This window comes from Streptomyces sp. NPDC042336 (assembly GCF_055581985.1).
Genome location: NZ_JBVJEA010000012.1, coordinates 189,743 through 203,031, shown reverse-complemented (window position 1 = coordinate 203,031; position 13,289 = coordinate 189,743). Strand labels below are relative to the sequence as shown.

The window sequence follows — 13,289 nt, the reverse complement described above, 5'->3', positions numbered from 1 at the left end:
CCCGGTGCTACGCCGAGTCCCGTACCACCAGTTCCGGGTCGAAGATCAGCGACGTGGGTTCGGTGCGGGCGCCCGTGATGTGGTCGTCGAGGAGGCGGGCCATCGCGGCCGCCATCTCCTCCACCGGCTGCCGTACGGTGGTCAGCCGGGGCCGGCAGGTGACGGCCACGCTGGAGTCGTCGAAGCCGACGACCGCGACGTCCTGCGGCACCCGGCGACCGTGGTCGCGCAGCACCTGTACGGCGCCCTGGGCCATCAGGTCGTTGGCCGTGAACACGCCGTCGGTGTCCGGGTGTTCGGCGAGCAGCGACGTCATCGCGGCCATGCCGCTGTCCACGGTGAAGCCGCCCTCCGCCACCGGCACGTACGGGTGCCCGTGCCGGGCCAGGGTGTCGCGGAAGCCGGCCAGGCGCTCCTGGCTGGCCGCGACCGCCAGCGGGCCGGTGACGGTGGCTATCCGGCCACACCCCCGCTCCAGCAGGTGCTCCGCGGCGAGCCGGCCGCCGTCGCGGTGGGCCAGGTCGACGTGGCTGAGCGGCACCGGACGGCCCGGACGGGCGAACAGCACCGCCGCCAGCCCGGCACCGGCGAGCAGCGCGGGCAGCGGATCGTCGGGGTGCGTGGACACCACCAGCGCGCCGTCCGCTCCGCCCTGCCTGAGGTAGGCCACCACCTCCTGCCGGGCCTCGGGCGTCTCGGCGAACATCAGCACCGGGTGCATCCTGCGCGGCCGCAGGTGCCCGACCACGCCTGCGACGACGCGACCGAAGAAGGGGTCGGCGAACACCCGGGTGGCGAACGCGTTGTGTTCCGTGTCCGAGGCGTCGCCCGCGCCCGAGACGACCAGGGCGACGGTCGTCGTGCGCCGGGTGACCAGCTGCCTGGCGGCCTGGTTGGGCGCGTACCCGGTCCGTTCGATGGCCCGGCGGACCAGGTCCTGGATGGCCGGGTCCACGTTGCGGACGCCGTTGACCACCCGCGAGACGGTGGCCCGGGAGACGCCGGCCTCCCGGGCCACGTCCTCCAGGGTCGGGGCCTGTCTGCTCATGCCCGCACCCTAACGGGCGGGGTCCGGCGCGTGGTAGAGCGCTCTCCGTCGCCTCACGCCGGGGGCGGGGGCACCACCTCCAGCTCCGCGACCAGCGGCACATCCCCCGCCGACCTCCCGGCCAGCACCCGGCAGGGCCCCGGCTCCGAGCGCCAGGCGTGCTCCGCCACCGACCAGTGGCACAGCGCCCGCGCCGGGACCCGTACCGTCGCGGTCACCGTCTCTCCCGGGCTGGCCCGCACGGCGGCGTACCCGCCGAGTGCCCGCGCGGGACGGTCGAGCGCCGAGGCGGGCCGGGCCAGGTACACCTGCACGACCTCCCGGCCCGCCCGGGACCCGGTGTTGCGCACCCGCACGCGCACGGTGAGGTCGTCGCCCGCGCGGGTCAGCGGCGGGACGGTCAGCGCCTCGTAGGTCCACGTGGTGTAGCCGAGCCCGTGGCCGAACCAGTAGGCGGGCGGGCGGTGGTGGCGCAGCCAGCCCCGGTAGCCGAGGTGCAGGCCCTCGTCGTAGTCGAGGCGGCCACCGTCCGGACGGGTGCGGGTGACCGGGGCGTCGGCGAGGACGGCCGGCCAGGTGGTGGGCAGCCGTCCGCCCGGCTCGGCCCGGCCGAGGAGCACGTCGGCGAGTCCGGCGCCGCCCTCCTGCCCGGGGAACCAGGCCAGCAGCACCGCGCCCGCCTCCTCCCGCCACGGCAGCTCCACCGGGCCACCGCTGTTGACGACGGCGACCGTGCGCGGGTTGGCGGCCGCGACGGCACGGACCAGCGCGTCCTGGGTGGCGCCGAGCGCCAGGACCGTACGGTCGTAGCCCTCCGACTCCCCGTGCTCGGTGGTGCCGACGACCACGACCGCCGCCTCCGCCGCCCCCGCCGCGCGGGCGGCCTCGGACAGCGCCGCGGTCACGTCCGGGGCGGGTGGCGCCGCGACGACGACGGTCGCCCGTCCGGTGCCGGGTGCCAGCTCGCGGCGGGCCACCAGCAGGGCGTCCCGGCTGACGGCGAGGTCCGCGGTGGCGTACTGGGCGGGCGGGTTGACGTGCACGACCGCCGGGTCGTCGGTGAGGGGCGGGAAGTCGCCCTCCAGCAGGGTGCGTCCGTCCAGGGTCAGGCTCATCCGGCCGAAGCCGGCCACGCCCAGGGTCCAGGAGCCCCCGGTGCGGGGGCGCAGCCGGGCGCGGATCTCGACGGTGTGCGCGCCCGGCACCAGGCGGGGCTCCAGCAGCCGCCCGCCACGACGCCGCTCGGCGTACAGCTCGCGGCCGTCCGCGTCCAGCATCCGCAGCAGCACGCCGGGCAGTCCGGAGCGCGGGTCGGTGCAGGTGCTCTGGTCCAGTGGAGGCGCGGGGCCGTCCGGCCGGGGGCCCGGGACGTGGACGACGCGGGCCCGGCCGCGCAGGGCGGCCCGGATGCCGTCCAGGACGGACACCTCGTCCTGCGGGAAGACACCCGCGCTGCCGCCGCCCTGGGTACGGGTCCGCGCGGCATGCGCGCCGATCACGGCGACCGTCCCGAGGCTCTCGGGATCGAACGGCAGGACGCCCTTGTTGTCCAGCAGCACGGTACCTGCGGCAACGGCACGCCGGGCCAGGGCACGGGCGTCGCCGACGCATGCCGGGTCCGGGACAGCGGACGTCCCCGCACCGGGCACCGCGACCCGGCCGGAGGAAACCTCCACGCCGGGTGCGAGAGCCGAAGCCGACGCGAACCCCGCACCCGGCGGCAGGACCGGGCCCGGCACCCGCCGCGCGCCGGGCGACGGAGCCCGGCCCGACGGACCCTCCGCACCGGACGCCGCGACCCGGTCCGAGGAACCCTCCGCACCAGGCGGACGAGCCGAAGGCGACGAATCTCCCGCACCGGGCAACGCGGCCGGGCCCGAGGGGCCCTCCGCGCCGGACGGCGAAACCCCACCCGGCCAGACCTCCGCACCGGGCGAAGGAGCCGAAGCCGACGCGAACCCCGCACCCGGCGGCAGGACCGGGCCCAGCACCCGCTCCACGCCGGACGACGGAGCCCGGCCCGACGCGACCCGGTCCGAGGGGCCCTCCGCGTCGGGCGGCAGTGGCGGACCCTGTGCGCCGGACGGTCTGTCCGGGGCCCCCGGTGGAGGCGCGTCGTGCCCGCCCAGCGCTCCCAGCCAGGCCGCGAGCCGCAGCAGTCGACGTGCCTTGTCGTCGACGGCCGCCTCGGGTACGTCGCCGTCGGTCACCGCCCGTGCCAGCGCCTCGCCCCAGGGGCCGTCGGGCCCGGGCATGGCGAGGTCGAGACCGGCGCGGGCGGTGTCGACGGTGCCGCGCACCGCGCCCCAGTCGGAGACGACGACTCCGTCGAAGCCCCACTCGCTCTTCAGCGGATCGGTGAGCAGGGCGTTCGCGGTCATGGTGGTGCCGTTGACCGCGTTGTATCCCGCCATGACGAGCCGGACCCCCGCGGCCACCGCCGCCTCGAAGGGCGCGAGGTAGACCTCCCGCAGCGCCCGCTCGCCCACCCGCACGTCGACGGTGAGGCGGTCGGTCTCGGAGTCGTTGGCCACGTAGTGCTTGGCGGTGGCGGCCACGCCGTGGGCCTGCACACCGCGGACCAGCGCGGCTCCGATGCGGCCGGTCAGTTCGGGGTCCTCGGAGAGGCACTCGAAGTGCCGGCCGCCCAGCGGACTGCGGTGCAGGTTGAGGGTGGGGGCGAGGAGGACGTCCACGCCCTTGCGCAGGGCCTCGGCGGCGAGCAGACCGCCGAGGCGTTCGACCAGTGCCTCGTCCCAGGTGGCGGCGAGCGCCGAGGCGGACGGCAGCAGGACGGAGGTGTTCCGCTCGTCCCAGGCCTCGCCCCGTACGCCCGCCGGGCCGTCCGACATCACCAGCTCCCGCAGACCCACGGCCGGTTCCGCCCGGGTGCGCCAGGTCGTGGCGCCGCTGAGCAGCAGTGCGCGGGCGTGCGGTGTGAGTTTGCCGAGCAGCCGGTCGATCTCTTCATCACTCGTGCCCACCCGGGTCTCCCCCATCCGATCTCGTCCCCGGCGTCAGCTGTAGACGCCGAACTCGTACAGCGAGTAGCCGTAACCCGTGCCGCGTGCGGTCCCGTTGACGCGGACGTAGCGGCCGGTACCTGCGACGTCGAGGGTGTCGACACCGCCGTTGCCGTCGGTCACCGTGGACACGGTCCGCCAGTTCTGTCCGTCGTCGGAGGTCTGGACGGTGTAGGCCTTGGCGTAGGAGGCCTCCCAGTACAGCTGGACGTGCCGGAACGCGGTGCGCGTGCCGAGGTCCACCTGGACCCACTGCGGGTCGCTCCAGTCACTGGCCCACCGGGTGTTCGGGTTCCCGTCCACTGCGTTGGCCGCGGTGCAGGGGCAGTCGCCGTAGCCGGGCTGGAAGGAGGACGCGGTGGCCGGTTTGCCGAGGGCCACGTTGGTGCCGTCCACGGCCGGCGGCACGACCCGCGCCGACACGGTCTCGACGCCTGCGTTCCCCTTGCCGTCGGTGGCCTTGACGTACAGCTTCCACACGCCCGGCCGGTCGGGGGCCGTGACCTTGAGGCGTCCGCCGCCGAGGTCGGTGGCGGGGAGCGTGGTCAACTGCTTGCCCTGGTCGATGTAGTTGCTGTTGGCCAGCACCTCGTACGCGATCGGGTCGCCGTCCGGGTCGGTGGCGCGCACGGTCAGGACCAGGTCCTTGCCGGCCTGCACCTTGCCCGCGTCGCCCTCGACGCCGAAGCCGCCGACGACGGGCGGGGTGTTGTCGCCGGAGGTGTCACCGCCGTAGGCCCGCTTCACGGCGTAGTACGACAGCCGTTTCTGTCCCGCGGGCAGCAGGTTGAACCAGATGCCGCCGAAGTCGTACTCGGTGCCGTAGTGGAACAGGGTCGCGCCCAGGGCGACGCCGCGGTGCCCGGTGACGCAGTCCCACGCGTCGGTGTACCCCTGTGCCTTGGCCTGGTCGGTGGGCTCCTTCGGTACGCCGTTGGCGTCGTCCGGCACCTCCCACTCGCCGGCCGGTCCCGACTCGGTGACGATGTACGGCTTGGTGTACCCGCCCTGTTCCCAGGCGGTCCGGACGTCGCAGACGGCGTCGTAGGAGTTGACGGCGTACAGGTCGAGGTCGGGGGCGTTCTTCTTGTAGTACGGCCATGCGCCGACCCAGGCGTCGGTGGAGGTGACCGGGTGGTTCGGGTCGACGGCGTGGATCTTCTTGGTGACGTCGTTGACGAAGGTGGTGTAGGCGTCGCGCTGGCGCTCCAGCTCGTCGCCGCTGTAGCAGTTCTGCAGGCCGAGCACCGACTCGTTGCCGACGTTCCACATCAGGACGCCCGGGTGGTCCTTGTACTCCTGCACCCAGCGCGGGAACTCGGCGAGCATCTGGTCCTTGTACGCCGTGTCCGTGAGGTAGTTGACGCAGCCGCCGCTGCCCGGGCCGCCGCCGGGCTGGAGCCAGAAGCCGGCGATGACCTTGACGCCGTGGGCGGCGGCGGAGTCGAGGAGCGGGCGGCTGCTCGCGTCGGTGCCCCAGGTGCGGATGGTGTTGACGCCCATGGACGCCAGGTCGGGCATGTACCGGTCGGCGTCGGCGGGGGACGGTCCCCAGGTGAGGCCCTTGACCGTGTAGGGGCTGCCGTCGACGGTCAGTTGCCAGTTGCCCTGGCCGCCCGTGACCTTCACGACGCTGCCGACGGCGTGTGCCTGCGCCGCGGGCAGGGCGGTGAGCGCGCCGAGCGTGAGCAGGCCTGCGGTCAGGGGGGCGGTGAGTCTGCGGGCCGGGGTGAGTCCGGTGGTGCGGGTGTGGGGTCGGCTCATCGGGGCGTCTCCGGTCTGCGGGGGTTGGGGGTTGGGGGGTTGGGGGCGGGAGGCTTGCGCTCTTCTTTGGGGGCGGCCCGGCCGTGGCGGGGCATGGACGGCCGGGCCGGTCTGCTGGAGAGGGGCAGGGTCAGGGCAGCTCGTAGTCCGCGTTGAGCGCCGCTCCGGCCTCCGGGTGGGTCTGGTCGTAGCCGCGCGCGTCGCACTGCAGCCCGCCGACGATGCAGTGGCCGACCATGGTGTCGAGGGTCCGCTCGTCCCAGGCGTTGAAGAAGTCGTAGTGGAACGAGTAGCTCGCGCCACTGGCCAGTCGCACCCGGGAGAGGTCACCGTTGACCGGGAAGGCCATCTTGAACTCGATCATCGGCAGGGCGACCGGGTGGTCGGCCGGGCAGACGTTGTTGTTGGTCCCCGGGTTGACCACCGGATACGCCATGTGGCTCTTGTGGTCCGGCGTGTCCAGGTTTCTGCCGTCCCAGCAACTGGGCGCCTGGAAGCGGATGTTGACCTGGACGTCCTGGCGCTCGGGGCAGTCGGTCGGGAAGTCGACGTTGAAGAAGCTGTCGCCGCACTCCCAGCCCTCGACGAAGCCCGGGTGGTCGCGGAACTCCTGGGCGCTCTGCATCGGGCTGGCGACGACGTAGCGCAGCCCCTTCGGGAAGGGCCGCACGCTGGTGTAGTCGGTGACGCCGGCCTTGTAGTAGATGGTCTGCGGGCCGACGGGGAGCACCGGGCGGTCGCCGTCGTACATGGTCGGCATCCAGTAGCCCGAGCGGTCGCCGGGCGCCAGACAGGTGGTGGACCCGGCGTCGAGCGAGGCGGTGGTGCTGTACGCGTTGGTCGTCGTGTTGCCCATGAAGGTGTGGTCGTGCGACTTCCCGGGCTGCTGCGCGTACACGATCGGGTCGTCGGGCGCCGTGTGGCTGACCGCGCAGTTGGCCTGGAACTCGTGGAAGTAGCGGTGCGGCGGCTCCTTCGTGGACGGGGTGACGCCGGTGACCGGCGGGTTCGCGGGGATGTAGCCGTCGCCGTCCGGATCCTCGGGCGAGGAGGCGGTCGAGACCGCCATGGTGTGCCCGGCGTGCGTGGCGGGGGCTGAGGCGGTGGCGGGGGTGTCCGCGTTGGCCGCGACGGTGCCGATGCCGATCGAGGTCAGCAGTAACGCGCTCGCGACGAGGGTGCCGGACAGAACTTTCGATCTCCGTGGCATGGAGACCTCCTGAGAAGGTCGGGGAAATTCTCGGAGAGCGCTCTCCCGAGTCGGAGTGTTGAGGGCGCGGAGGAGGGTGTCAAGGGATTCGGCAGAAGGGACGGGCGAACGCCCAACGTTCCACGTGTCCCCACTTGTTGAACGCGGCGCACAAGAAACGGTCGCAACTCTTGACGTCCTGTGGCGGGCGGATGAAGCATGCACACCCAGAGAGCGCTCCCCCACCCCCACTTCGTTCACTTTCCGAACAAGGAGAGCCGCCCGCATGCCCGCTTCTCCCACAAACTCCCCCACACCCGAGCCCTCCGGGGTACGCCGCCGCAGCCTCCTCGGAGCGGCCGCGGCGGCGCCCGTGCTGGCCTCACTGGCCACCGCGGGTACCGCCTCCGCCTCCCCCCCTCCGCAAGCACCTCCGCCGCCTCCGCCGTCGGCTCACCCGACGGCCCTCGTGCGCTGCCCGGCGGGGGCGACCTCGGGCCGAACGTCATCGTCTTCGACCCGTCCACGGCCGACATCCAGGGCAGACTGGACGAGATCTTCAAGCAGCAGGAGTCCGCCCAGTTCGGCACCGGCCGCTACGCCCTGCTGTTCAAGCCCGGCACCTACGACGGGCTCAACGCCCAGCTCGGCTTCTACACCTCCATCGCGGGCCTCGGCCTCTCCCCCGACGACACCACCATCAACGGCGACGTCACGGTCGATGCCGGCTGGTTCGACGGCAACGCCACGCAGAACTTCTGGCGTTCGGCGGAGAACCTCGCGCTCGTCCCGGTCAGCGGCACCAACCGGTGGGCGGTCTCGCAGGCGGCGCCCTTCCGGCGCATGCACGTGCGCGGCGGCCTCAACCTCGCCCCCGACGGCTACGGCTGGGCCAGCGGCGGCTACATCGCCGACAGCCGGATCGACGGCACGGTGGGACCGTACTCCCAGCAGCAGTGGTACACCCGGGACAGCTCGGTCGGCGGCTGGCTCAACGCCGTCTGGAACATGGTCTTCTCCGGCGTGGAGGGCGCGCCCGCGCAGAGCTTCCCCGAACCGCCCTGCACGACGCTGGAGACGACGCCCGTCTCCCGGGAGAAGCCGTTCCTCCACCTCGACGGCGACGAGTACCGCGTCTTCCTGCCGGACAAGCGCACCGACGCCCGCGGCGTCTCCTGGGGCAGCGGCACCCCGCGCGGGACCTCGCTCCCGCTGTCCCAGTTCTACATCGCCAAGCCCGCCGACTCGGCGGCCACCCTCAACCAGGCGCTGGAGGAGGGCCTGCACCTGCTGCTGACGCCGGGGATCTACCACCTCGACCGGACCGTGGACGTGAAGCGCGCGGGCACGGTCGTCCTGGGTCTGGGCTACGCCACCCTCATCCCGGACAACGGTGTCACCGCCCTGAAGGTCGCCGACGTGGACGGCGTACGACTCGCCGGCTTCCTCGTGGACGCCGGTCCGGTCAACTCCGCGACCCTGCTGGAGATCGGGCCCGAGGGCGCGTCGGCGGACCACTCGGCCAACCCGACCACGGTGCAGGACGTGTTCGTCCGGATCGGCGGGGCGGGCCCCGGCAAGGCGACCACCAGCCTGGTCGTCAACAGCCAGCACACCATCGTCGACCACACCTGGGTGTGGCGCGCCGACCACGGCGACGGCGTCGGCTGGGAGACCAACCGGGCCGACTACGGCGTGGTCGTCAACGGGGACGACGTACTGATGACCGGCCTGTTCGTGGAGCACTTCAACAAGTACGACGTGCAGTGGAACGGCGAGCGCGGCCGCACGGTCTTCTTCCAGAACGAGAAGGCGTACGACGCCCCCGACCAGGCCGCGATCCAGAACGGCTCGATCAAGGGCTACGCCGCCTACAAGGTCGGGGACGACGTCACCGAGCACGAGGGCTGGGGCCTGGGCAGCTACTGCTACTACAACGTGAACCCGTCCATCGTGCAGCACCACGGCTTCGCCGCGCCGAACCGTTCCGGAGTGCGCTTCCACGGGCTGCTCGTGGTGTCGCTCGGCGGCAACGGACAGTACGAGTGCGTCATCAACGACACGGGCTCGCCCACGTCGGGGACGGACACCGTGCCGTCGAAGGTGGTGCAGTACCCCTGACCGGGCAGGTGCCCCCGTCCGGGGGGGACGGGGGCACCCACCTCGCCTACCGCACGGCCGTCGCGGCCGCACCGGGCGCCGGCGCGTACCCGGTGGGCCGGGCGGTGAAGGTGCCGCGGCCCTGGGTGCGGCTGCGCAGCCGGGTCGCGTAACCGAACAGCTCGGCCAGCGGGACGGTGGCCGTGACCACCGCCGCGCCGCCCCGCGTGCCGGAGCCGGTGACCCGGCCGCGGCGTGCGGCGAGGTCACCGAGCACGCCGCCGAGCCCGTCCTCGGGCACGGTGACCGTGACCTCCACGACCGGTTCGAGCAGGACCATCCTGGAGGCGCGCAGGGCGTCGCGGAGACCGAACCGGCCGGCCGTGCGGAAGGCCGTGTCCGAGGAGTCCTTCACATGGGTCTGGCCGTCGGTGAGCGTGACCCTCAGGCCGGTCACCGGGTGCCCGCCGAGCGGACCCTCGGCGAGGGCGTCCCGGCAGCCCGCCTCGACGGCCCGGACGTACTCCTGCGGCACGCGTCCGCCGACGACCGTCGAACGGAACACGAAAGCGCCGCCCGCCGCGTCCCCGTCTGCTTCCTCCTTCCAAGGCTCCACGTCGAGCACGACGTGCGCGAACTGCCCGGCGCCGCCGTCCTGTTTGACGTGCCGGTGGACGAAGCCGGTGACGCCCTCGCCGACCGTCTCGCGGTACGCCACGCCGGGGCGGCCCACGGAGACCTCGAGCCCGTGCTCGCGCCGTACGCGCTCCGTCGCGACCTCCAGGTGCAGTTCGCCCATGCCCGACAGCACGGTCTGTCCCGTCTCCGGGTCGGTCCGTACCGCCAGCGAGGGGTCCTCCTCGGTCAGCCGGGCGAGCGCCGAGGCCAGCCGTTCGGTGTCGGTGGAACGCCGGGCCTCCACCGCCACGTGCACGACCGGTTCGGCCGCGCCCGGGCGCTCCAGGAGCAGGGGGGCGCCCGGCGCGCACAGGGTGGAGCCGGCGCGGGCCGACTTCAGCCCGACCACGGCGACGATGTCCCCGGCGACCGCGTGCTCCAACGGGTCGTGCCGGTCGGCCCGTACCCGCAGGATGCGGCCGACGCGCTCGGTGCGGCGCGTGCCCGCGTCCCACACGGTGTCTCCCTTCTCGATCGTGCCCGAGTACACCCTCAGGTACATCAGCCGTCCCGTCGGGGTGGCGTTCACCTTGAACGCCAGTGCCGCCATCGGTGCCGCCGGGTCGGCGGGCCGCTCCCGCTCCGCGCCGTCGTGGGTGCCGCGTACCGGCGGCACGTCCAGCGGCGAGGGCAGGTACGCCACCACGGCGTCCAGCAGCGGTTCGACGCCGCGGTTGCGGTAGGCCGAGCCGCACAGGACGACCACGCCGTCGCCGGTGCGCGTCAGGTCGCGCAGGGCGCCGGTGAGGGTGGCCGCGGTGAGCGTCTCCCGGTCGCAGAACTCCTCCAGCGCGCCCGGGTGGCGTTCGGCGACCGCTTCCTCCAGCAGCCGCCGCCTGCGTGCCGCCTCCTCGCGCAAAGCCTCGGGCACGGGCTTCTCCTCGGCCGAGTCCGCGCCGTCGGCCCATACCAGGGCGCGCATGCGCGGCAGGTCGACGACGCCGGTGAAGCCGCTCTCCGTGCCGATGGGCAGGTGCACGACCAGGGGTACGGGGTGCAGCCGCTCGCGGATGGAGGCTACGGCGGTGTCGAGGTCGGCGCCCGCCCGGTCCATCTTGTTGACGAACGCGATCCTGGGCACGCCGTGCCGGTCGGCCTGCCGCCACACGGACTCGCTCTGCGGCTCCACCCCCGCGACCGCGTCGAACACCGCGACCGCGCCGTCCAGCACCCGCAGGGAACGTTCGACCTCGTCGGCGAAGTCGACGTGCCCCGGGGTGTCGATGAGGTTGATCCGGTGCCCTGCCCAGGTGCAGCTGACGGCCGCGGCGAAGATGGTGATGCCGCGATCGCGTTCCTGCGGGTCGAAGTCGGTGACGGTGGTGCCGTCGTGGACCTCGCCCCGCTTGTGGGTGGTTCCGGTGGTGTAGAGGATCCGCTCGGTGACGGTGGTCTTGCCGGCGTCGACGTGGGCGAGGATGCCCAGGTTGCGGACGGTGGTGAGCGGGTTGGTGCGGGCGTTGGTGTGGGTGCGCACGGCCGGTGGCCTTTCGCTGCTCGATCGAGCTGATCGGTGAACAGGGCGGCGCGATTCCCGGGACGGGAGCGTGAACGGGGCCACGCGCCCACGCGGGGCGGGGCGGGAGTGGCGGTACGTCAGATGCCGGTCACGGGCATCCGGTGCCGGCCGCGCAGCGGACACCGGACGGCCGAAGACACCAGGATCACCTCGTACCGGGACGGGGGAACGACGGGTGCGGTGCGGATGCGCACGGCCCTGCTCCCCTCACTCGCTTCACTCGGTGTCACGGTGAGTGTAGGAAGGGCCGGGGTGACGCCGCACCGTATTTTCGGCGGGCCCCGGAACGCGAGATGCCGGCCGGGACATCTCCCGGCCGGCATCTCGTCTGCCCGATCTTGAACTTGTGTCCGAGGGGGGACTTGAACCCCCACGCCCGATAAAGGGCACTAGCACCTCAAGCTAGCGCGTCTGCCATTCCGCCACCCGGACCAGGTGTCTGTCGCGGTGCGGGGGTGCTCCCCGCGGCGACATGGACAACCATACCAAGGTTTGGCGGTGCCTTTCACCTGCGTTTCCTTCCCTGAGCGGCGGTCCGGGACCGGCGGCTCCGCGACGCCTAGGGTCGCACCATGAGTGACTGGATGGTTACGCAGGGCCCGCTCCCGCGGCGTCGGCCGCGGGCGTTGTCGCCGCTCAGGGAGCATCTGCGGGACACGTTCTGGTTCGCGCCCACCGCGGCCATGGTGGGTGTCCTCGTGGTCTGGCTGGTGGCCCAGGAGCTCGACGCGGCACTCGTCCGTTCGCTCCAGGACGACGGCGACTACGAAACGGTCGCCGAACTGCTGCGCTTCGCGGACGACGCGAAGACGGTGGTGTCGGCGGTCGGCTCGGCCATGATGACCTTCATCGGTGTGGTGTTCAGCATCTCGCTGGTCGCGGTGCAGATGGCGAGCGGACAGTTCACCCCGCGGGTCGTGCGGCTCTTCGTGCGCAGCCGGATCACCAAGGCGACCTTCGCCGTCTTCCTCGCCACCTTCGTGCTGACGCTGCTCGTCCTGACCAGCTACGACAGCCATGCCGACCCCCGCACCGCCACGTCCGTCCCGCTGGTGCAGTCGGTGCTCACCCTGGCCATGGTCGCGCTGAGCCTGCTGCTCTTCGTGATGTACGTGAACGCCACCCTGCGGCTGATGCGGGTCAGCCATGTGATCGCCCGCATCGCCGCCGAGTCCTTCCGGGTGGCGGCGCTGATGCCCGTACCCGCGGACGGCGGCGGGGCGCCCGGCCTCGGGCCCGTGACGGCGTGGGTCGCCCACGACGGGCAGGGCGGTGTGCTGCGGGACGTGCACGTGGCCCGGTTGGTGCGAGTGGCCCGGGGGCACGGGGTGGTGCTGCGGCTGGTGCCTCGGATCGGTGACTTCCTGGTGCCGGGCACCCCGGTCCTGGCAGTGCACGGCGGGGCGGCTCCGCCGCGCCGGGCGCTGCGGTACGCCCTGTCCGTGGGGGTGGAGCGCACCTTCCACCAGGACCTGGCGTTCGGGCTGCGCCAGCTGTCCGACATCGGGCTGCGTGCCCTGTCCCCCGCGGTGAACGATCCGACGACCGCCGTGCAGGCGCTGGACCGGGTCGTGCAGATCCTGGCCACGCTGTCGCGGCGGCCGCTGGACGCCGTGCTGCACCGGGACCGGCGCGGCGTGGTCCGGCTGGTGCAGCCCGTGCCCGGCTGGGCCGAGCTGGTGGACCTGGGGTTCGCCGAGGTCCGCGCCTGCGCCGTCGGGTCGCCGCAGGTCACACGGCGCCTGGTGGCAGGTCTCGACGACCTGCTGCTGCTGGTGCCGCCGGAGCGGCGCGCACCGCTGCTGCGCCACCGCGAGCTGCTGCGGCAGGCCGTCGAGCGGACCGCACCGACCCCGGCGGACCGTGCCTTCGCACTACGGCCGGACCGCCAGGGCATCGGCTGACCGGCCCGGGACCAGGGACCGCCCTCGGGGCCGGTCACCCGGCGGGCCGGGCTCCCAGTGGGCC

Annotated in this window: 6 protein-coding genes, 1 tRNA gene and 1 pseudogene; 2 read left to right on the top strand and 6 right to left on the bottom strand. The window is 73.2% G+C overall.

All coding sequences use genetic code 11. The features are described 5' to 3' along the window. Positions 1 to 7: 7 nt before the first annotated feature. The 4 genes from ACZ6IM_RS25730 to ACZ6IM_RS25715 all read right to left on the bottom strand — a co-directional run bounded on the left by ACZ6IM_RS25730 (position 8) and on the right by ACZ6IM_RS25715 (position 7,045). The gene (locus ACZ6IM_RS25730) at positions 8 to 1,048 is read right to left on the bottom strand and encodes a LacI family DNA-binding transcriptional regulator (RefSeq protein WP_469559400.1); all 1,041 of its coding nucleotides are present in this window, start codon (positions 1,046 to 1,048) and stop codon (positions 8 to 10) included. Positions 1,049 to 1,101: 53 nt separating this feature from the next. Next, on the bottom strand, positions 1,102 to 4,047 hold the full coding sequence (locus ACZ6IM_RS25725; RefSeq protein ID WP_052843000.1) for a beta-glucosidase: 2,946 nt from the start codon (positions 4,045 to 4,047) through the stop codon (positions 1,102 to 1,104). Positions 4,048 to 4,065: 18 nt separating this feature from the next. Beyond that, positions 4,066 to 5,835, bottom strand: a complete 1,770-nt coding sequence (locus ACZ6IM_RS25720) for a discoidin domain-containing protein (protein WP_469559397.1) — start codon at positions 5,833 to 5,835, stop codon at positions 4,066 to 4,068. A 130-nt stretch (positions 5,836 to 5,965) separates the two neighbouring features. After that, positions 5,966 to 7,045: a DUF1996 domain-containing protein gene (locus ACZ6IM_RS25715; protein WP_052840455.1), complete on the bottom strand. Its 1,080-nt coding sequence runs from the start codon at positions 7,043 to 7,045 to the stop codon at positions 5,966 to 5,968. Positions 7,046 to 7,310: 265 nt separating this feature from the next. Between ACZ6IM_RS25715 and ACZ6IM_RS25710 the strand changes: the two are divergent. After that, positions 7,311 to 9,145: pseudogene (locus ACZ6IM_RS25710) on the top strand (coagulation factor 5/8 type domain-containing protein). Positions 9,146 to 9,191: 46 nt separating this feature from the next. Here ACZ6IM_RS25710 and fusA read toward each other — a convergent pair. Then, entirely contained in the window at positions 9,192 to 11,279 is a 2,088-nt protein-coding gene (gene fusA, locus ACZ6IM_RS25705) for an elongation factor G (protein WP_052840457.1), read from the bottom strand. 389 nt (positions 11,280 to 11,668) lie between these two features. Next, positions 11,669 to 11,753: transfer RNA gene (locus ACZ6IM_RS25700), tRNA-Leu, on the bottom strand. Positions 11,754 to 11,893: 140 nt separating this feature from the next. Here ACZ6IM_RS25700 and ACZ6IM_RS25695 point away from each other — a divergent pair. Next, positions 11,894 to 13,225, top strand: a complete 1,332-nt coding sequence (locus ACZ6IM_RS25695; RefSeq protein ID WP_469559393.1) for a DUF2254 domain-containing protein — start codon at positions 11,894 to 11,896, stop codon at positions 13,223 to 13,225. Positions 13,226 to 13,289 lie beyond the last annotated feature (64 nt).